The organism is Paraburkholderia dinghuensis, assembly GCF_003837865.1.
GTDB classification, from domain to species: Bacteria; Pseudomonadota; Gammaproteobacteria; order Burkholderiales; family Burkholderiaceae; genus Paraburkholderia; species Paraburkholderia dinghuensis.
In genome coordinates, this window is record NZ_RQIS01000011.1 from 19,236 (window position 1) to 38,182 (window position 18,947).

General features: G+C 60.6%; 17 protein-coding genes and 3 pseudogenes. 11 read left to right on the forward strand and 9 right to left on the reverse strand.

Annotated features, from left to right (window positions below):
- On the reverse strand, window positions 1-657 hold a 657-nt coding region (gene nrdD, locus D1Y85_RS27635), incomplete at its 3' end, for an anaerobic ribonucleoside-triphosphate reductase (RefSeq protein ID WP_281278292.1).
- Between the two features lie 9 nt (window positions 658-666).
- Window positions 667-1,164, reverse strand: a complete 498-nt coding sequence (locus D1Y85_RS15865; protein WP_342773472.1) for a 4Fe-4S cluster-binding domain-containing protein — start codon at window positions 1,162-1,164, stop codon at window positions 667-669.
- 351 nt (window positions 1,165-1,515) lie between these two features.
- On the opposite strand from D1Y85_RS15865, the pseudogene istA reads away from it, so the two are divergent.
- The 8 genes and pseudogenes from istA to D1Y85_RS15905 form a co-directional block, all read left to right on the forward strand.
- Window positions 1,516-2,509: pseudogene (istA, locus tag D1Y85_RS15870) on the forward strand (IS21 family transposase); the annotation flags it as partial.
- Between the two features lie 203 nt (window positions 2,510-2,712).
- Window positions 2,713-4,113 carry an aromatic ring-hydroxylating dioxygenase subunit alpha gene (locus D1Y85_RS15875; RefSeq protein ID WP_124152031.1) on the forward strand — a complete coding sequence of 467 codons (1,401 nt, stop codon included), beginning with the start codon at window positions 2,713-2,715 and terminating at the stop codon, window positions 4,111-4,113.
- A 40-nt stretch (window positions 4,114-4,153) separates the two neighbouring features.
- Entirely contained in the window at window positions 4,154-4,723 is a 570-nt protein-coding gene (locus D1Y85_RS15880) for an aromatic-ring-hydroxylating dioxygenase subunit beta (protein WP_124152032.1), read from the forward strand.
- Between the two features lie 37 nt (window positions 4,724-4,760).
- Entirely contained in the window at window positions 4,761-6,041 is a 1,281-nt protein-coding gene (locus D1Y85_RS15885) for a cytochrome P450 (protein WP_124152033.1), read from the forward strand.
- 188 nt (window positions 6,042-6,229) lie between these two features.
- Window positions 6,230-7,540 (forward strand): amidohydrolase family protein, encoded by a 1,311-nt coding sequence (locus D1Y85_RS15890; protein ID WP_124152034.1) that lies wholly within the window; start codon window positions 6,230-6,232, stop codon window positions 7,538-7,540.
- A gap of 16 nt (window positions 7,541-7,556) precedes the next feature.
- Window positions 7,557-9,143, forward strand: a complete 1,587-nt coding sequence (locus D1Y85_RS15895) for a phytoene desaturase family protein (protein ID WP_124152035.1) — start codon at window positions 7,557-7,559, stop codon at window positions 9,141-9,143.
- Window positions 9,140-10,069 carry a quinone oxidoreductase family protein gene (locus tag D1Y85_RS15900; RefSeq protein WP_246024937.1) on the forward strand — a complete coding sequence of 310 codons (930 nt, stop codon included), beginning with the start codon at window positions 9,140-9,142 and terminating at the stop codon, window positions 10,067-10,069. Before D1Y85_RS15895 ends, D1Y85_RS15900 begins: the two co-directional genes overlap by 4 nt.
- 28 nt (window positions 10,070-10,097) lie before the next feature.
- Window positions 10,098-10,352, forward strand: a complete 255-nt coding sequence (locus D1Y85_RS15905; protein ID WP_221410299.1) for a hypothetical protein — start codon at window positions 10,098-10,100, stop codon at window positions 10,350-10,352.
- Window positions 10,353-10,492: 140 nt separating this feature from the next.
- Here the strand turns inward: D1Y85_RS15905 and D1Y85_RS27640 are convergent.
- Window positions 10,493-10,690: pseudogene (locus D1Y85_RS27640) on the reverse strand (IS630 family transposase); the annotation flags it as partial.
- Between the two features lie 732 nt (window positions 10,691-11,422).
- Between D1Y85_RS27640 and D1Y85_RS15915 the strand changes: the two are divergent.
- Window positions 11,423-12,247, forward strand: coding sequence for an SDR family oxidoreductase (locus D1Y85_RS15915; protein ID WP_124152036.1), 825 nt, complete (start codon window positions 11,423-11,425; stop codon window positions 12,245-12,247).
- Window positions 12,248-12,565: 318 nt separating this feature from the next.
- On the opposite strand, the pseudogene D1Y85_RS27075 reads toward D1Y85_RS15915, so the two are convergent.
- The 6 genes and pseudogenes from D1Y85_RS27075 to D1Y85_RS15945 all read right to left on the reverse strand — a co-directional run.
- A pseudogene (locus D1Y85_RS27075) lies at window positions 12,566-12,742 on the reverse strand (glutathione peroxidase); the annotation flags it as partial.
- Window positions 12,743-12,784: 42 nt separating this feature from the next.
- Complete coding sequence (locus D1Y85_RS15925) at window positions 12,785-13,408, reverse strand: TetR family transcriptional regulator (protein ID WP_124152037.1); 624 nt, start codon at window positions 13,406-13,408, stop codon at window positions 12,785-12,787.
- Window positions 13,409-13,441: 33 nt separating this feature from the next.
- Window positions 13,442-14,689 (reverse strand): NAD(P)/FAD-dependent oxidoreductase, encoded by a 1,248-nt coding sequence (locus D1Y85_RS15930; RefSeq protein ID WP_124152038.1) that lies wholly within the window; start codon window positions 14,687-14,689, stop codon window positions 13,442-13,444.
- 6 nt (window positions 14,690-14,695) lie between these two features.
- Window positions 14,696-15,955 (reverse strand): MFS transporter, encoded by a 1,260-nt coding sequence (locus tag D1Y85_RS15935; RefSeq protein ID WP_185219001.1) that lies wholly within the window; start codon window positions 15,953-15,955, stop codon window positions 14,696-14,698.
- A gap of 44 nt (window positions 15,956-15,999) precedes the next feature.
- Window positions 16,000-17,187 carry a thiolase family protein gene (locus D1Y85_RS15940; RefSeq protein WP_221410300.1) on the reverse strand — a complete coding sequence of 396 codons (1,188 nt, stop codon included), beginning with the start codon at window positions 17,185-17,187 and terminating at the stop codon, window positions 16,000-16,002.
- On the reverse strand, window positions 17,187-17,600 hold the full coding sequence (locus D1Y85_RS15945) for a Zn-ribbon domain-containing OB-fold protein (protein ID WP_124152041.1): 414 nt from the start codon (window positions 17,598-17,600) through the stop codon (window positions 17,187-17,189). The genes D1Y85_RS15940 and D1Y85_RS15945 overlap by 1 nt, the downstream gene beginning before the upstream one ends.
- Before the next feature lie 178 nt (window positions 17,601-17,778).
- Between D1Y85_RS15945 and D1Y85_RS15950 the strand changes: the two genes are divergently transcribed.
- Window positions 17,779-18,474 carry an SDR family NAD(P)-dependent oxidoreductase gene (locus D1Y85_RS15950; protein ID WP_124152042.1) on the forward strand — a complete coding sequence of 232 codons (696 nt, stop codon included), beginning with the start codon at window positions 17,779-17,781 and terminating at the stop codon, window positions 18,472-18,474.
- A gap of 29 nt (window positions 18,475-18,503) precedes the next feature.
- Window positions 18,504-18,947: a bacteriohemerythrin gene (locus D1Y85_RS15955; protein ID WP_124152217.1), complete on the forward strand. Its 444-nt coding sequence runs from the start codon at window positions 18,504-18,506 to the stop codon at window positions 18,945-18,947.

The window sequence follows — 18,947 nt, forward strand, 5'->3', positions numbered from 1 at the left end:
GAACGTGCCGAACATGCTCTCGAAGTACGGCTGGTCGTACAGCGAGATGTTCCAGAACACACTCTGGTAACCGCGAGCGGCGGCCGGCTGGTTCAGCGCGTACACGACGTGCTGCAAGTGGTTTTCGACCCGCGATCGATGCGTGTTCAGGTAGTCGTCGCCATAGTCCTTGCGGCAGAAGTAGTCGAAATAAAGGAGAAATTCGACGGTTGCGACTGCGCCCGCGAACTGCGCGCTCACCGCGAACACGAAATTGACGAAGGTGCCGCAGAACGATTCGATGTGTTTCGGCGCCTTCGACTCGCCACCCAGCTTGGTCAGACCATCGAGCAGCAGCGGATACATGCTCACGGACACGCAATATGGCCGCAGCGATGTCTCGTCGTGCACATATATTTCGTGATCCGTAATTTGCCTGATGTACTCTTCGGCCAGCTCATCGCCAAACATCGCCGAGATCTCCTGGCTTATCAGGCGCCGGTTGATCTGGATATTGAAATCCTTGTGCAACTCGGCTTCCAACGTCGCGATGTTCTTGTCCTCCACGTTGGCGTTGGCGTCCAGTGCTGCGCCATCGGCGGCCGTTGCCGCTTCCGCATAGTGCCGCAGGAAGGCCAGTTTTTGGTCCACCTGGGTGCTGGTCAGTTGTGTAAACATCGAAGCTCCTTAATCCCAAAACAAGGGGGTGAGGTCCGTGCCTGTCGGCACGTGTGTTAGTCGTTGATTCGTGGTTTTCTGGTTCAGACCGCCAAGCCTGGCAACATAAGGACCGGTCTTCAGATAATCGAGCACCTGCTCGAGCGCTGGTGCCAGCCGCTCTTCGCCGGTGTACAACGCAACCTTGTAGCCGAGACGTCTGGCCAGAGCGAGATACTCCGGCAACGCCGTCTCCCATTCGCCTCCCATGAACAGCACACACGAAGCCAGACCCTTATAGCGCTGGAGCCATGCGTCGAAAGTTTCCAGGCTCAACGGGTCTCCGGCCGCAGCGTCCTGCAACACCTTGGAGTGGCACCCCGCACAAGCGAGCGGGCAGCCAGTCATGAAAAATCCCAGGCAGATTTCGTTGGGTATCTCCTGAAACAGTACGTCGATAGCGACTTGCCGCATTGGTACGACCCTTATCGAGATGGCTAATCGTATACTAGATATAGTTGTTAACATGATTTAAGGCACAACATATTGTGCAGACGTGATATAAATCAAATCCACGGGAGAGCGCGTAATTTTTTTCGTGAGCCTCCTGAACTGCAGTCGAACGCATTGCGTCATGGGTGTGGATGCGGCGATCCAATCCGGGTGCGACGCGCGCTCGTGGACGTTTTGGGCCTCAGTTGCGAGGTGACGAAGGAGGGGGCGTGTGGGCGAAGATTGCGTATTCCGGCGAACGTGATCACGGATTACGGCGGATCGTGATCACGATCATTCGGAATCCGGGTTTGAGTCTGGCGGTGGCGTTGCGCATGTATTCACCGGCGGCGTTAGCCTGCTCCCTTTTTTGCGGGAGAAGCGCTGATGCCGACACCTCGGATGAGCATGCACAAATTGAAGGAAGTCCTGCGACCGAAGTGGGCGTGTGGCCTGACGCACCGGCAGATCAGCCGGGCCATCGGCATCAGCGTCGGGGCCGTGTCGAAGTTCTCGGCCCAGGCCAGCCAGGCGGGACTGGGCCGCAGCCGAAGCGCTGTCCGACGATGAACTGAACGCGCGCCTGAGGCCTGCGGCAACCGATGCCACGGCGACGACATCCCGGCGCATCGAGCCCGACTACACGGCATTGCATCGCGAGCTGCGCCGCAAGGGCGTGACGCTGCAACTGCTGTGGGAAGAATACGCTGAAGCGAACCCCGGCCAGCGGACCTACCGTTACACGCAGTTCTGCCAGAAGTGCAGGGACTGGGCGAAGTCGATCAAGCGCTCAATGCGCCAGCAGCACAGCGCCGGCGAGAAGCTGTTCGCCGACTTCGCGGGCCCGGCCGTGCCGAGCCTCGCGCGCGATGGCGGCGTCGAGTTTGAGGCGCACGTGTTCGTTGCCGTGCTCGGTGCGTCGAACTATACGTTCGCTTGCGCGACGCGCACCGAGACGATGGCGGACTGGATCGGCAGCCTGTGCGACGCGCTGGAGTTCATCGGCGGCGTGCCCGAGCTGCTCGTGCCCGACAACCCGCGCGCGCTGATCGCGCGGCCCGACCGTTACGAACCCGGACTGGGCACGACCACACAGGACTTCGTGAACCACTACGGCACGGCGATGCTGCCGGCGCGTCCGCGCAAACCGCAGGACAAGGCCAAGGTCGAAGTCGGCGTGCAGATCGTCGAGCGCTGGGTGCTGGCCCGGCTACGCCACTATCGCTTCTACAGTCTGGCCGAACTCAACAAGGCCATTGCAGAACTGATCGCCGACCTGAACCAGCGCCCGTTCAAGCGGCTCGAAGGCAACCGCCTCGAATGGTTCGAACGGCTGGACCACGAATTGCATCGTTTTTGTGTACTACAGCGCATTCAGATTGGGGACAGTCGCTCCTTCAAATATCCGGCTAGAACAGAATCGGCTTGACTACCCAAACTGTGGCCAAAGGCCGTCGAGATTTGCGATAGATCAAGCATTCCTGCGTCTCTGTTCGGGGTAAACCTGCACAAGTTATACACAAAACTGAAAACTGTCTTAACTTGTCTCCATGCCGCAATTACGCCGGTCATAAGGAGACTTGTATGTTGACGCGTAGCAGTCCAATTCTGTCCGACGGAACCAAGGTCTCGGATCTCATCAACCTGGACACTCGTGAAGTAAAAATGCGGGTTCTGTCTGATGCCGAGGTGTACCAGCTCGAGATGGAGAGAATCTTCGCCAAGACTTGGGTCTTTCTGGCGCACGAGACGGAAATACCTAATGCGGGGGATTTCGTTCAAAGGGACATGGGTTCCGATTCGGTTCTCGTTACGCGTGACAACGAAGGTCAGGTACATGTGGTGCTCAACGTGTGCACCCATCGGGGCATGAAGGTTTCCACGCTGGACGCGGGCAATACCCAGGCCCATCTGTGTATCTACCACGGCTGGGCTTTCAAGCCCAACGGGGACTTCATCGGCGCACCCGTTGAGAAAGAGTGCATGCACGGGAAGACGATGAGCAAGGCAGAGCTCTCGCTCACAAAAGCCCGTGTGGCGATCTATGGCGGCTTGATTTTCGCCACCTGGAACGTCGACGGCCCGTCGTTCGATGAGTTCCTGGGCGATGCCAGGTTCTACTACGACACACTGTGGTGCCGCACGACCAAGGGCATGGAGGTGTTGGGGCCTCCGCAGCGCTTCATGATCCGTGCCAACTGGAAGGCTGCCGCCGAGCAGGGGGCCTCGGATGGCTTCCACACCCTCACGCTTCACCGTTGGCTGGGCGAGATCGGCCCTTACGCCAGGAAGCCCGGCGAGGAGGGTGGTGGAGCCGACCTCACACCCGAAATGTACGGCATCGAAGTCTGGACCGATCATGGTCACACCATGCGCTGCATCGATTTGAATCGAAAGGTGCGCCGGATCACGGGCAAGGATCCGTCCGAGCTTACGCCGCAGGAAAAGCTCACAGTTTTGCCCCCCCCGGGCCTTACGCCCGAGATGATCCCTGACGTGGTCAGCCGTCTCTCGCCAGAGCAGATCCGGATGATGAGTTCCAACCCCCCGCAGGTCGGCAACTTCTTCCCCAATGGTCTGTTCGAGTTCATCTATCTGCCTACCCCCGATGGCAAGGTGGTCGGTGCCATGGCGCTGCACACCTATGTGCCCGTGGGGCCGGACAAGTTCATGTTCATGAACTGGATCCTGGCGGAGAAAGACACGCCGCCCGAGCAGAAAGCCGCCATGCTGCGCATTTCCTGCCAGTTGCTGGGCACTTCGGGCATGGTCGAACAAGACGATTCCGATACCTGGCCGCATCAGACCATTGTGGCCAAGGGTGCCATGAGCCGAAACATTACCCTGAAGTACCAGGCCAGGTTCGAGACGGGGGCGCCTGAGGGATGGCCAGGCCCCGGCCACGTGGGCAGTGGCTTCACCAAGGATGACACCAACTGGAGCTTCTGGACGTACTGGCACGAGCTGATGACCCGTAACGGTTGAGCCGGCACACCAGGACTCATACACATCAGGAGACCACACCATGTCGCTTAACCTGCTCGAACCCACACCCCTGCCGCCCACCATCCATGCCAGGCGCGTGCATATGGGTAGCCCCGTATATAACGAAATCTTCGAGTTCCTCGTCGATGAAGCCGAGCTGCTCGATACGCTGAAACTGGCTGAATGGAGTGAACTGCTCGCGCCCGACATCGAATACAACGTGCCCCAGCGTCTGACGCGCCCTGTGCGTCAACAGGATGGAACGACCATCCGTACGGTGCAGCACATGCACGACAACCTCGGATCCCTGATGCTGCGCGTGCGCCGCATCACCGATACGCGCAGCGCATGGGGCGAGGATCCACCCTCGCGCACCCGCCGCATGGTGAGCAACGTTCGTGTGTACGGGACGGAAAAACCGGATGAATACAAGGTTCTGAGCTACTTGTTGGTTAGCCGCAGCCGCTTCGACTTCGACTACTTCGACCTGATCCCGTGTGATCGCCACGACGTGTTGCGAAAGGATGGGGACTCTTTCAAGATTGCCCGCCGCGAAATCCTGATCGACCAGTCGGTGATCGGAACTCCAAACCTCGGCATTTTCCTTTGATCTGTTGTTCAGGGTCTCACATATCACAAGGAATGCCATGCGTACGTCTCACCGTTCCGAAAAACTCGAACAAGCATTCGCGGCGCTGTCGGCCAACTACCGAGGCACCGACATTGACCTGCACGCGGTGTGCCGTGACAGGCGCATGAAGTCTCCGGTCGTGGCCGGAGACTTCATGAACAGCATCGGCGTGCCCACTCATGCAGGCGCCAACCACGGCAACCAGACCTTCGCGCTGTTCAAGTACGACGACGTGAAGCATGTTCTGCAAGACTCAGCTACTTTCACCAGTGGCTTCATTGCCAGAGGTCTCGGCAGCTTCTTCAGTGCAGACGGGTTGATCATCATCGCCATGGACGGGGAGCCGCATCGTGCCGCTCGAGGTCTTCTGCAGCCCGTGTTCGCGCCGAACGCAATGCTGCCGTGGCGAAGTCTGATCGAGCATCAGATTCGCGATGAATTCATCCTGCCGCTGGTCCCTGACAAGCGGGCTGACTTGCTCGACTTCGGGCTGTACTTCCCCATTCGTGTCATTTACGGCCTGATCGGATTTCCCGACGACGAACTCGGCAATTTCTATGAATATGCCGCGATGGGCCTGTCGATCCTGGCCGGGCCGCAGCTCGACCCGATCAAGGAAGCCGAATCACGCGAACGTGCCATGAAGGCCACCAATACCTTGTACGAGGCGGTGCTGGCGTTGGTCAAGCGTCGTCGCGCGGAGGGTGCGCCTGGCGATGATCTGGTCTGCCGCTTGTTGCGCGCCGAGTTCGAGGGGCGCAAGCTCGATGACCATGAAATCACCACCTTCGCGCGCTCGATGGTCGCCGCTGGCGGGGAAACCACCACACGTACCTTTAGTTCGATCATGACGCTGTTACTGCAGCGCCCGGAACTGGTCGAGAGAATCCGCAACGACCGTAGCCTGGTGCCTAAGCTGATCGACGAGAGCGTCCGTTTCGAGCCAGTGTCCACTGTCAAGGTGCGACAGGCAGCACGAGACGTCGAAATCCGGGGCGTGCACATTCCCAAAGGGGCGATGGTGCAATGCGTCGTGGCCTCAGCCAACCGCGACGAGGAGATCTTCGACAACAGCGACACCTTTAATATCGATCGCCGGCAGAAGCCGTCTTTCACCTTCGGCTTCGGCCCGCACATGTGCGTTGGCCAGTACCTGGCGAAGATGGAACTGTCCATTGCAATCAACGCCATACTCGACCTCTTCCCCAACATTCGGCTGGATCCAGACTGTCCGGCCCCGGAAATCACCGGCAGCATGCTGCGCGGTGCCTCTACTGTGCCCGTGATATGGGATTGACGATCCGAAGCACAATTAGCTGTCTTAGGCATTGATGTCCACGCCATCGAGCCGGGTATAGCGGTCGACCTTTGGCCATGCCGGGAATGAGCGGCGGCAACGCTCGTAATACACGGCGCCAGGTCCAGCTCGGCCATTTGATGATATGGATACCTAAACCATGAATAAATCTTTATACGGATACCATCATGCAACTCGACGAGCTCATTCTTGTTAGTGTTGACGACCATGCGATTGAACCGCGCGGCGCCTTTGATCGTCACATGCCGGCCAGATTCAAAGGCCGGGAGCCAAAAGTGGTGCAAAACAAGGGCCGTGATGTGTGGGTCTTTGAAGGCCGTGCGACGGGCTACATGGGCCTGAACTCGGTAGTGGGGCGTCCTAAGGATGAATACGGCATGGAACCTTTGGGCTATGAGCACATGCGTCGCGGCACGTGGGACGTCAAGGCCCGTGTCGACGACATGAACGCCAACGGCGTGCTGGGTTCGATCTGCTTTCCGACCTTCCCTGGTTTCGCGGGTCAACGCTTCCAGCAATACAAGGAGGCGCGGGACGTCTCGTTTGCCGCCATCCAGGCCTATAACGACTGGCACTTGCAGGATTGGTGCAACGCCGCGCCGGGCCGGTTCATTCCGCTGAGCCTGATCCCCTGGTGGGACGGTGAACTGGCCGCTCAGGAAATCCGTCGTATGGCCAAACTCGGTGTACACGCGATCTCGCTCTCGGACAACCCTGCGCTGCACGGATTCCCATCGATCCACTCCGATCACTGGGATCCGGTGTGGCGGGCCTGTGCGGACAACGACGTGGTGATCTGCTGTCACATCGGCACCGGCGTCAAGGCCGAGCACGCCTCGGACCTCACGCCGATCGACGCCTGGATTACCTCGATGCCGATCTCGATTGCCAACTCGGCTGCAGACTGGATCTGGGCCCCTATGTGGAAGAAGTACCCCAACCTGCGCATGGCCCTTTCGGAGGGCAGCATTGGATGGATTCCGTATCTGCTGGAACGCGCCGACTTCACTTATCGGCATCATCATGAATGGACCATGACCGACTTCGGCGGCGGCAAGCCAAGCGATGTCTTCAAGCAGCACATCATCACTTGTTTCATCGAAGACGAGTTTGGTCTGCGGAATCTGGCCGATATCGGCGAAGACAAGGTGACATGGGAATGCGACTATCCGCACTCCGATTGCACCTGGCCGGGTTCACCGGAGATATTCCATGCCCAGACCCGGCATCTGACGGATCTGCAGATCGACAAGATCGGCCACCTGAATGCAATGAGGGAGTTTTCCTATGACCCGTTTTCCATTCTGGGGCGTGAGAACTGCACGGTGGGCGCACTGCGGGCGCAGGCCCGGCATGTCAGTGTCGAACCCATGCTGGGTATGGGAGGCGCGAGGCCGGTGCGCGAGGCGGGCAAGCCGGTAACTTCGGGAGACATCAACAAGATGTTCGCTGCTGCCGATGCCGAGACCGCACTGTAATGCACGGGAGTGCGATATGAGTCAAATCTATGATGTTGTGGTCGCCGGTGGAGGCCATAACGGACTGGTCGCCGCCTGTTACCTGGCCAAGGCCGGTAAAAAAGTATGCGTGGTCGAGAAGAACGACAAGGTCGGCGGCGGTGTAATGACACGCGAACTGACTGTGCCGGGCTTCAAGCATGACGTGTGCTCGGTGGCCCACACGTTGCTGCAGGCCAACCCGCTGCTGCGCAATGACGAGCTGGGTCTCGTGGCCAGGTTCGGGCTCAGGTACGTCAATCCCGACAAGATGACGGCGATCTTCTACGACGACGGGACGACGCTGGAATTCTATACGGATCTGGAGCGAACCTGCCAGGCCATCGCCAAGTTTTCACAGCACGATGCCGATGCCTATCGCCGCTTCAACCACCAGGTGTTTCAGAATCTGGACATGATGGTGATGGGCATGTTCCACGCGCCGCCCAACGCGGGCGCGCAGGCGGTCATGATGGAGCAGAGCGCCGTGGGCCAAGATCTGATGCGCACTCAGGCCATGAGTGCCTGGGACGTGATCAGCGAATGGTTCGAGAGCGACAAGGTCAAGATCGCGCTGGCACGCTATGCGTCCGAGGCGATGATGAATCCGTTCGACAACGGCACCGGTTTCGGCTTTTACATCATTCTGCCGTTCATGCACCGCTACGGTGTCGGCATTCCGGTTGGCGGATCGGGCGCGTTTGCCGATGCGCTGCGCGCCTGCCTCGAGTCACATGGAGGCGTGGTGCGAACCTCGAGTCCAGTGAAGCAATTCAAGCTGGACGGCGGCAAGGTCACCGGTGTGATACTGGAGTCAGGGGAGGAAATCCTGGCGAAGAAAGCAGTCATCTCGACCCTGCATGCGAAGCAGGTGTTTCCGCACATGCTGCCCGGCGTCAGTTACCCGGAGGGTTTCGAGCGCCGTATCCAGACGCTCAAGCATTCCAGTTTCCAGCCTTTCAACATGCATGTGGCGCTGCACGAGGCTCCGCGGTACAGGGTGGGGCCTGCGGTGGACGACTTCTTCTGGGTGGAGCGTTCCCATTCCAGCGTGGAAGAATTCTCCCGCGCGTTCCGCGATCTGGAGTACGGCATACCGCGGCGAGATTACGTGGCCTATGTGATGCAGGATGTATACGACAAGACGCGCGCGCCCGAGGGAAAGCGGGCGCTCAACATGTATGCCTTCGCACCCTACAACCTCAAGGGCGGGGCGGCGCGCTGGGACGAGATTGGCAAGGAGGTAGCCCACGGGTTCCTGGATGATCTGCGCAAGCTCACCACCAACATGGGCGACGACAACATCATCGGCTTTTCATGGATGACTCCGCTGGATATCGAGCGCCATAACAACGCCATGATTCAGGCCGATATCCTGCACTTTGGCTCCTACAACTGGCAGATCGCCGGGAACCGGCCCGCTCCGGGATACGGGCAGTACCGCTCCCCCGTCGAAGGACTGTTCATCGCCGGCGCCAGCACGCACCCGGGCGGAGGTGTCACCGCCTCGTCGGGGCGCAACGTGGCTCGGCTGTTGCTCGACGAGGAGTTCGGCATGGACTTCGACAAGCTGGTGGCGGCATGATGCGGGCCGCCGTGATCAAGGACCGCGGCCTGGGGCCGGTTCTGCAGGACTTCCCCGTGCCGCAAGGGCGCGAGGGTGCGACCTTGATCAACGTCGACACTGCTGGACTCGGGGGCTGGGACGTTCTAGGCGCCTACCGCATGGGGGAGGAATTCCCGTGCGTCATTCGTGGCGAGGGAGTCGGCCATACCGTCGAGGGGCGCCGGGTCTATTTTGGCGAACGCTCGGTGGTGCCCTTTGGTGCCTGGGCCGAGCATACCTTGGTCCCGGTCGAGGAGGTGTGGGATGTACCAGACGATGTCGATGATGTGCTCGCGATCACCATGGGCATTGCGGGTACCGGTGCGCTGCTGCCGTTGGAGCAGGCAGGCATCAAGCCCGGCGAAAACGTGCTCATTCTGGGCGCCACGGGAACGCTTGGACAGATCGCCATCCAGCTGGCGCGCATCCTCGGGGCCGGCCGCGTGGTAGGAGCGGCCCGCAATGCTTCCGCCCTCGAGCGCTTGCGTGCGCGCGGCCTGGCCGATGCGGTGGTGACCTTGGGCGGCGCCGACGATGCTGCAGCCTTGAAGGCCGCTGCGGGCGAGGGATTCGACGTGGTTCTCGACGGCGTATGTGGTGCGCCCATGCTCAATGCCCTGAAGGCCACTCGCCGGGGCGCGCGCATTGTCACCATCGGCACGGGAGCTGGGCGTGAGATCAACCTCAATATCGCCGATCTGCTGTTCCGAACGCTCAGTTGCGTGGGAACGGGGCAACGCCCGGCCAGCGAACGGGAAGCCACGTGGCGCCGGCTGTTGCGAATGGCGCGCGAGCATCGCATCACCTTCGATCATGTCGGTTACCGCTTCGACCAGACACCCGATGCCTGGGCCGCGCAAGTGGCGGGGCCGCATGCGAAGATCACGGCCACCATCAGGGCCTGATGCATTTTGGGGACACCAATCAGATGGCATGCAAAAAATGAAGATGTTCAGCAAGGATGGCGTCGAGATGGTCGAGGTGAAGTCGGTAGACCTCGATGGAGATCAGCTTGTTCTCAAGACCAAGGTCATGGGATCGATGGCGGCCACCATCGTGTTACGTCCGCACGATGTATGGGAGGCCTTGGGGCTGCTGGGCTGGGGACTGCTGTTGCGAATGCCGTGTATTCTGCTGAGAGGATGGCGCAGCCACAGGGCAGAGCGACGCACCAAGACTCTGCCTTAGCACGTGTTTTGCTCCGGATGTCTGCGGTTGCAGGGGGGGCGCGAACATGTTTTGCAGGAGTGCTTATATTATTGCCTTGACCTTGACTGCATTCCCTTTCGATCGGTGCATCGCGTGATCGGTACAATGCTGGAAACAATACGCCACTTCGAAACCGTATGCGAAGTGACACGCTCTCTTGCCGCCACCGTCTTGTTGTCGGTGCCCTCGGCGCAGGCCAGCACAATGCGCGCGCGCAAGGGCAGCGCCTGCGCCGTCTTGCGCCGCATCGTCAGCGCCGTGAGTTGTTCGCGTTCCGCCACACTGAGGACCGACGGCGCCCTCGGTCTTCGTCTCATCGTTGCCTCGCATATTTGCCAACCCTGCAACCCAGGTTAATACACAAAGCAAATAAGGCAATCAATTGTTAACTCGGGACACTAGGTATTCCCTTGGTTTTTCCTGGCCGCCCGACTCGTCAGTTGCTCACAATAACATTAATCATTAATATGTTCGGGATGATCGTAGCGCCTAAGGTAAGGCTTGGCGTCCTGCACGCCATCGATCTATGAGTCTCGCGCTGCACGCACCCAGAAAATTCAAGTGTTCTACAGGAGGCACATCGCGACCATTGCAAACTATGTGAACACCGCCAAGCCGATGCGAGACCTCAGGTGCGTTTTTTGGTCTACAGAGCGTCGCGAAGGTCGGCCTCCAGGAGATCTTCGTGGTGGCATGGCGTAGCAACTGGCTTCCGTGACTGCGGTTTCGCCCCTAATACGCGACGATTGTGCGCCGGGCGACTCTCGTAGCCGGGGGACGGGCCATTGATCACGATCTGAAACTTGCAGCTGACGCAATGAACGGGCCGCTCTGTGTCGTTCGGGCCATCCGGACCAATTTGAGATCGCCCTTCGTGTCATGGGGCATAAGGGCAATTGCGCCACGTTGGTCGAGAGCATGATAAGCGAACTCGACGAAAAGCCGTACACGCCTGAGGCGTATTCTGCGCGGCATGAGGATGTTGCAACGCCAATAGTGTGTGAACGCAGTTATTGGTGGAAGCTAGCAGGCGAAAAAAGGAGACAGGTATGGCTGACCGATCAGTTCGCGAAGATCAGTCGCTCGCAATTGTTGTGGGCGCGGGCGGTGGTCTGGGTATGGCGTGTGCGAGACGCATGGGACAGCGCTATCGGGTCGTGCTTGCGGACATCGATGCCAGACGGGTGGAAACGCTTGCTTCACAGCTGTGCGAAGAAGGGATCGCTGCACTGGCGAGCCCTTGTGACGTGACTGACCGCCATTCAGTCGCCACCCTATTTGATACCTTGCCGCGCACAGCGCCGTTGGCCGCCCTCGTTCACGTCGTCGGGCTATCGCCGTCGGTAGGGGATTGGAAACGGATCATGGCGGTCAACCTCCAAGGCGCCGCTCGGGTGGCCGATGCGGCGTTGCCACACCTTACAAAGGGTGTGGGTGTGTTCATATCTTCGATGGCGGGGCATCTCACGGGCGATCTCACAGCACTGCACCGATTGCTCGATGCACCATTAGCCGAGGATTTCATGGAGGCGCTTGAGGTCCAGTGCGGCAGAGACATTGACGCCTCGCGCAGCTATATGATCTCCAAGTACGGCCTGAACCGGATGTGTCGTCGTCTTGCGCGCACATGGGGTGAACGCGGAAATCGCATCGTCTCCCTCTCGCCTGGCCTGATCGCGACGCCAATGGGGCAACGCGAATTCCACCATTCCCCGCAGAAGCATGAATTGCTCGCGCGGATTCCCTTGGGACGCCAAGGCGGCATGCAGGAGATCGCCGATGCACTCGAATTTCTTTGTTCCGAACGAGCGAGCTTCATTAGCGGCACGGACCTGCTCGTTGATGGCGGCTTAGGCGGCACGCTTCGGGGATGAGTCCGGATCAGGGAAACTCGAATGGGACCGTTAAAACCTTGACGCACGTAACGATTCTTCCACTTGTTCTAGTGTCCCGAGTTAGAAATTCGTAGACAAAATCGTTTGACGCTGGCGAGGATGTCGTCGGCCGATTTGGTCCAGTTAAAAGGTCTGGGATCAGTACAGCCCGATGATATCGCGTACCTTGTCGACAAAAAATGGATCGGCGGAGAGCCTGAAGGTCTCCTGACGATGCGGCTGCAGTCCGATGGCACGCCAGATCCGCGACACGGCTTTCTGCGACATCCCCATCTCGCGGGCCATTGTGGCGGGAAAGCCCAGCGCTTCCAGGCCCTGCTTGCGCCTGTCCTCATAGAGCTTCTCCAGACCTTCGTACTGCGGCGTTAGCCCGCATTTGGAGGCCACGTTCACTACGAGCAACACCTTGCCACTGAAGGCCGCCAACGTAAGCTCGGCACCGTCTATGGATTTCACGGTAATGTCATAGATCACTCGTGTAATGAGCTACTCCCTCAAAGAACCACTAAACAATGGTCATTGCACCCGGTGCGCGATGTAATGAGAATAAAGCGGATGAAGCGCATGATGAACGACGTCTACAGCCAGTTCGCGCGGCCTGGATTCCGCCGTGTAGAGCAGGCTGCGGAGGGAATAACCCGTTAGCAGCGCGTGGATCATGCTCGCTTCGCGCGGCGAACTGACATCTTTGCTGATTTCGCCCACCACCTGTGCAGCCCGCAACGCGGCTGCAATGCACGCCTGTGCGACCTGAGCGGCTTCGTTGAGGGTTTTCGCGGGTGTGATGGTATTGTTCATGGACCCCGCGATCAGGATGCGATAAAGCCGCCGCGTTGTGCCTTCGCACAATACAGCGTGCAGCCTCGTTTGCAGGTCTTGCCGTAATCGTTCGAGCGGGCTTTCGCAATTCTCAGGCACCGGCACCATGAATGGGTCTAACGGCAATGCGGCACGCTTTAACAGGGCGTCCAGCAACGCTGTCTTGTTCTCGAAGTGGCCATAGATCGCGCCCCGCGTCACCTGCGCGGCGCGCGCGATGTTTTCAAGTGTCGTGTGCTCAGTTCCGTGCGCGGAAAAGACCAGCTCGGCTGCGTCGAGTATCTTTTCCCGCGTGGCGAGAGCCTGTAACTTGCTATTCATGGCGAGGCACTTGAGGCTGACGCGCGGGCGGCGTCACTGGTAGGCGGCGACGTCACGGGTCGAAGACTCGTATGCCCTCAAGTCGAATCCGGGTGTACGCGCGTCGGCGACGCCCAATGCCGTTCCCCGGGTTAATAGTTTGCGTGCTGCCATATGATCGGCCGCGCGATTGCATGATTCGACCGCAATCAGGCGGCCCTCGCGGAAGCAGAGCACGCTGAACTGTCTCTGCTCGATCGACCCGATCACAACGGCTTTGTCGTGTCCGCCCGAGAGTCCGGCGATTTGCAGCTTGAGGTCGCCCTGGTCGCTCCAGAACCAGGGTAGGGCGTTGTATGGCGCCGGTGCTCCGGTCAGGCGGGCAGCTACCGCGCGGGCTTGATCGACGGCGTTCTGAACCGACTCCAGCCGCACCCGCGTTGTGCTCCACGCGCACGGGAAGCTGGCTGCATCGCCGATTGCGGAGATCGCCGGATCGGAGGTGACAAGCTGGTTGTCGACGCAGATGCCGTTGTCGACGCGCAGGTTCGCTGCCGCTGCGAGTTCAGTATTGGGCACTACGCCGATTCCATATACGACGAGATCCGCTGGGATACGCTCGCCGCTGCCCGTTTCGACCGCAGTCACCTTGCCGTCCGTGCCGATGAGGCGCGTGACGGTTTGCCCGAAGTCGAACACGACGCCCCACTCACGATGTGCATGGCCGAACAGAGCCGACATGGGTTCGGATAGCGCACGGGCCATCGGACGCTGACCGAGCTCGATCACGCGAACCGGCAAGCCCTTCGCAGCGGCGACTGCCGCGAACTCGAGGCCGATGAACCCCGCGCCGATGACGACCACGTTGCGTGCGGTGTCGACTCGCGACGACAGTGCGTCTGCGTCCGCTAGTGTGCGGATGCCGAATACACCGTCGAGATCGATACCGTCGACGGACGGCACACGGTTGCGCGCTCCGGTGGCAAGCACCAGATGGTCATATGGCAAGTGTGCCCCGTCAGCGAGGACTACGCGCCGTGCGTCCCGGTCGATTGCGGCAACCGTCGCCTGCACGCGCTCGACGCGCTGTTCGACGAACCATTCCTCGGGTCTGAAACGCAACGCGGCCGTCCCGATCTTGCCGAGGAGATAGGCTTTCGAAAGCGGCGGCCGTTGATAGGGCACACCCGGCTCGTCGCCGACGAGGGCAATGCTGCCGGTGAAGCCGGCCTGCCGTAGCGAAGCTGCGGTCTGAAAGCCGGCCTGACCGGCGCCCACGATGACAAGGTGTTGTGTTGACATAGGGATTTATGCAAGGTTCAGTGAGTCGAACTTCGGATAGCGGCCGAGTGGCAACAACAACAACGCGCCGCTTACGAATGCACCGCCGCAGATCGCCAGCATGGTGGCATAGGTGCCGGTCGATGCGTACAGGTGTCCGAAGAACCACGGCGACAGCGTTGCGGCGCACGTGATCAGCGATACATGGAGGCCGAACAGACGCCCGTAATCGCGCATGCCGAAATAGCGCGCGACAAGATAGGCGCCGATGTCGAATTCGGCGCCTGCGCCGACGCCAACGAGCATCGTCGCGAGCGTGAGCAGGCCGGTTTGCTGCGCGTCCGCGCTGCCGAGCAACGCGCAACCCAACGCGGGCAACGCGAGCGTCACCGCTGCGACGCCGGGCGCCCACAGCCGGTCGAACAGATAGCCAACAATCAGCCGGCCGACCAGCAGCGAAATGCCGAAGCCGCCGAACGCACGGCTCGCATCCGACGCATCCAGCCCCTTGTCGCGCAACAACGGAATGGTGCTGCTGATCATCGCGACGACGGCGGCGACTACGAGCGCGAGCGCCAGATTGAGTGTCCAGAAACGCGCCGAGCGAAGGGCGGTGCGAAACAACAGCCCGTCGTGCCGTTGTGCGGCAAAGTCCGCCGCCGCTTTGCCATGTTGGCTCGGCAGCTTCATCCACGCGAGCGCCAGCGGCAGTACCGCCAGCGGCGCGAGGCCCAGCAGCACGAAACCGCCTTGCCAATTCCAGCGCGAAATCGCCCAGGTGACCGCTTGCGGATAGACCATCGCGGATAGCCCGGTACCGGACAGCATCGCGGCGAGCGCGAGACCGCGATTGCGCGAGAACCAGAGCACGATCAGATTCGACCACGTCACCTGGGTGGCGCCGACGCCGGCTAGCGCGAGCAGCGTGCAGAGCAGATAGAGCCAGCCGATTGCGTGGCCCAGTTGCGTCATCAGCAGATAACACGCTGACATGCCCGCCAGCGACAGAGCGCTCACGCGACGCATTCCCCAGCGATCGTTGAGCCAGCCAACGAGTTGTGTGCTGACGATGGTGCCGCCGAACATAAAGCCAACGGCCGGTTGCAGATCGGCGCGGCTCCAGCCGATCGCGTGCTGCAGTGGGATGACCAACGAACCGAACGAATACAGCAGCGACGCGCTGGCCGACACGCACAGTCCCAGCATTGCGACCAGCACGATGCGCCACGCGCCGCGAAATTCGCTGAGGTCGATCGAAGCCGAATTAGTGGGGCGAGCGTCGCGCATTCGCGGATTCCTCGGGAAATGGATTGAGCAGGGGTATGTGGAGTTCATTCCTTGACGAGCAGCAGCGCGCCGCCGAGCGGACCGCCGCCCGCCGCCGCAACTGCCACTTCGTGCGGGGCGACCTGTCGCTCGCCAGCACGCCCCCAAAGCTGGGTGCAGGCTTCATGGACGTAGCCGAGACCGTGCGTGCGCCCCCCCGAAAGCTGGCCGCCGTTGGTATTGATCGGAATCTGGCCATTGCGGGCGATACGATGCCCGCCTTCGACGAATGCGCCGCTTTCGCCGCGCGGACAAAGTCCGAGGCCTTCCATCCAGAGCATCGTCAGGATCGAAAAACCATCGTAGAGCTGTGCTGCGCCCACGTCTTTCGGCTTGAGATCGGTGCGCGACCACATCATGCGCCCCACGTCGAAGCACGCCATTTCGGTCAGCGAAATCTGGTCCCACGACCACGGCTGATGTAACGCCGAGCCGATCGCTTCGAGGCGGATCGGCGCGTTGGGACCCTCCCGGGCAAGGTCCACGCGCGACAACACGATTGCGGTCGACGCATCGCAATGCACGTCGCAGTCGAACATGCGAAGCGGCGTAGAGATCATGCGGGATGCGAAATAATCGTCGGTGGTGATCGGCGTGCGAAACAGGGCCTTCGGATTGTCGGCGGCGTTATTGCGACACGTTATCGCGATCTGCGCAAGTTGTTCGGCAGTCGTGCCGTAGTCGTGAAAGTGCCGCTGCGCATAGAGCGCCATCAGGTTGACGGCCGAGATGACGTTGAATGGCGTGTACCACTGCCAGAAATGACTGCTGTCGCGTCCAATGGTCTTGTTGGTCAGTGCACTCGCCGTCTTGCTTGCAAGCCGCGCACTTGCCTCTGTGATCGTGCGGAACACCAGCACGTGCTTGCACAGGCCGGTCGCAATCGCCATTGCGCCGTTGATGATCCCGGTGAGCGGGCCGGGTCCTTCATAGCCCGCGCCATACCAGTTCACGTTCAGGCCGAGCACATTCATGAGCGCATTGGGCCCGACCGGCGAAAAGGGATTGCCGTTGTTGTTGTCGCCTGGCCAGCTCGCGATGCCGTCGATGTCGCTGCGCTCGAGCCCTGCATCGGCGATGGCTTCGAGCGCCGCGTCCACGCTCAGCCGGATCGCCGTACGGCTCGACGGCCGGCCGATTTCAGACTGCCCGATTCCCGTGATCGCGACATGCTTTTCGAACACTCGGTCCATCACGCTTCACCCCGTTCTTCTTCCCGCTCAAAGAGCGGCAGCCAGACATCCTCGATCTGCTCGAACACCACGCGCACGGGCAGTCCGATATGGACCTCCGCTGGCGGAACGCCCACGATATTGCTCAGAAAACGCAGTCCCGACTGTTCAACCAGTTCGACGATCGCGACCACATAGGGCACCTGAAGACCGGGTACCCATGCCTGATGATTGACCGTAAAGCTGAACACCCGCCCGCGCCCCGACACCGGCCTCGGACCGACGTCCGGCGAGAGGCACTTCGGGCATACAGGCGCGGGCGGATGGAAGAACCGGGAGCACGCCGCGCAGTGGCAGATGTTCAGCACCCCAGTCGAACCGCCTTGCCAGAACGGCGACGTTTCAGGAGTAAGGGAAGGCAGCTTTCTCTCCATGAACACTTCCAGTTTTGTGTGGTCCTGCTGTCGACCTGGTTGTTGACCCGGGCTGGATGGCACAATAATATATGAACAGAAGTGGTAAATATGTATTAAATCAACGTGGTCGCGACAGGGTTTTCCCGATGACGGATTGACCATGGCGCTGCTGCGATATCGGAGACACGAGATTCCTATGGATACAAATCAGCTGGCGAACCGGAGGGTGATCGTCACGGGTGGCCTCGGGGCGCTAGGGCGCGGCGTCGGCGCTGCGCTAACCGAGCGGGGTGCCACCGTGGCGCTGGTCGACCGCGCTGCGCAAACGGAGGCGGCCGGTGTTGCGTTAGTGGTCGGCGGCGTCGACCTGAGCGATACCGCAAGCGCGGCAAGCGCATTCGCGAAGGTTGAGGCCGCGTTCGGCGGCATCGATGCCCTGGTGAACGTGGCGGGCGGCTTTGCGTGGGAAACACTCGAAGGCGGCAGTGTTGAAACGTGGGACCGCCTCTATGCGGTGAACCTGCGCACGGCAGTAATCGCGTCGCATGAGGCGTTGCCCTATCTCTTGCGCGAAGAGGCGGGCCGCATCGTGAACGTGGGTGCGCTTGCTGCGCAGAAAGCGGGCCTCGGCATGGGCGCATACGCTGCATCGAAGTCTGGCGTTGCGCGGTTCACCGAAGCGCTCGCTGAGGAACTCAAGGATCGCAACATCAACGTAAATGCAGTGCTGCCGAGCATCCTCGATACGCCTGCAAATCGCAACGACATGCCGGATGCGGATGTATCGCGCTGGGTGTCGATCGACGCGCTGGCCGCGGTGATCGCGTTTTTGCTTTCCGACGATGCACGCGCGATGAACGGCGCTAGCCTGCCCGTGGCGGGACGCGTGTAATGGCGACGCTTTCCGCTCCGGCTGACACCATGAGGTGGAGTGACCACTACCTCCTCGGAAATGCGGCGATGGACGAGACCCATCGCGAGTTCGTCGAACGGGTGGCGGCGCTCCAACGTGCCACGGATGCCGAACTGCCCGCCCGCCTCGCGCAATTCGCGCAGCACGCGATGGAGCACTTCGCGCAGGAGGAGCACTGGATGAGCAGTACCGCTTTTCCCGCAGTCCAATGCCATGCGGACGAACACGCCGCAGTGCTGCGTTCGGTGCACGAAGTCGAACAGATGTTGCGCAACGGGGCCGCCGTCACGATTGTGCGGGAATTGACCCGAGCGCTGGTTGACTGGTTTCCGAAGCACGCCGACTACATGGACGCCGCGCTGTCGCACTGGATGAGCAAACGCGAGCACGGCGGGTTGCCCGTCGTGCTCAGGCGCGACGTGGCGAACCCCGCTAGCGACCTCTCCCTTTAA

What these genes read in the sequence shown, in the direction of transcription:
- D1Y85_RS15865 (WP_342773472.1), bottom strand. Translation starts at nt 1,164, where the DNA reads ATGTTAACAACTATATCTAGTATACGATTAGCCATCTCGATAAGGGTC.
- D1Y85_RS15875 (WP_124152031.1), top strand. Translation starts at nt 2,713, where the DNA reads ATGTTGACGCGTAGCAGTCCAATTCTGTCCGACGGAACCAAGGTCTCG.
- D1Y85_RS15880 (WP_124152032.1), top strand. Translation starts at nt 4,154, where the DNA reads ATGTCGCTTAACCTGCTCGAACCCACACCCCTGCCGCCCACCATCCAT.
- D1Y85_RS15885 (WP_124152033.1), top strand. Translation starts at nt 4,761, where the DNA reads ATGCGTACGTCTCACCGTTCCGAAAAACTCGAACAAGCATTCGCGGCG.
- D1Y85_RS15890 (WP_124152034.1), top strand. Translation starts at nt 6,230, where the DNA reads ATGCAACTCGACGAGCTCATTCTTGTTAGTGTTGACGACCATGCGATT.
- D1Y85_RS15895 (WP_124152035.1), top strand. Translation starts at nt 7,557, where the DNA reads ATGAGTCAAATCTATGATGTTGTGGTCGCCGGTGGAGGCCATAACGGA.
- D1Y85_RS15900 (WP_246024937.1), top strand. Translation starts at nt 9,140, where the DNA reads ATGATGCGGGCCGCCGTGATCAAGGACCGCGGCCTGGGGCCGGTTCTG.
- D1Y85_RS15905 (WP_221410299.1), top strand. Translation starts at nt 10,098, where the DNA reads ATGCAAAAAATGAAGATGTTCAGCAAGGATGGCGTCGAGATGGTCGAG.
- D1Y85_RS15915 (WP_124152036.1), top strand. Translation starts at nt 11,423, where the DNA reads ATGGCTGACCGATCAGTTCGCGAAGATCAGTCGCTCGCAATTGTTGTG.
- D1Y85_RS15925 (WP_124152037.1), bottom strand. Translation starts at nt 13,408, where the DNA reads ATGAATAGCAAGTTACAGGCTCTCGCCACGCGGGAAAAGATACTCGAC.
- D1Y85_RS15930 (WP_124152038.1), bottom strand. Translation starts at nt 14,689, where the DNA reads ATGTCAACACAACACCTTGTCATCGTGGGCGCCGGTCAGGCCGGCTTT.
- D1Y85_RS15935 (WP_185219001.1), bottom strand. Translation starts at nt 15,955, where the DNA reads ATGCGCGACGCTCGCCCCACTAATTCGGCTTCGATCGACCTCAGCGAA.
- D1Y85_RS15940 (WP_221410300.1), bottom strand. Translation starts at nt 17,187, where the DNA reads ATGGACCGAGTGTTCGAAAAGCATGTCGCGATCACGGGAATCGGGCAG.
- D1Y85_RS15945 (WP_124152041.1), bottom strand. Translation starts at nt 17,600, where the DNA reads ATGGAGAGAAAGCTGCCTTCCCTTACTCCTGAAACGTCGCCGTTCTGG.
- D1Y85_RS15950 (WP_124152042.1), top strand. Translation starts at nt 17,779, where the DNA reads ATGGATACAAATCAGCTGGCGAACCGGAGGGTGATCGTCACGGGTGGC.
- D1Y85_RS15955 (WP_124152217.1), top strand. Translation starts at nt 18,504, where the DNA reads ATGAGGTGGAGTGACCACTACCTCCTCGGAAATGCGGCGATGGACGAG.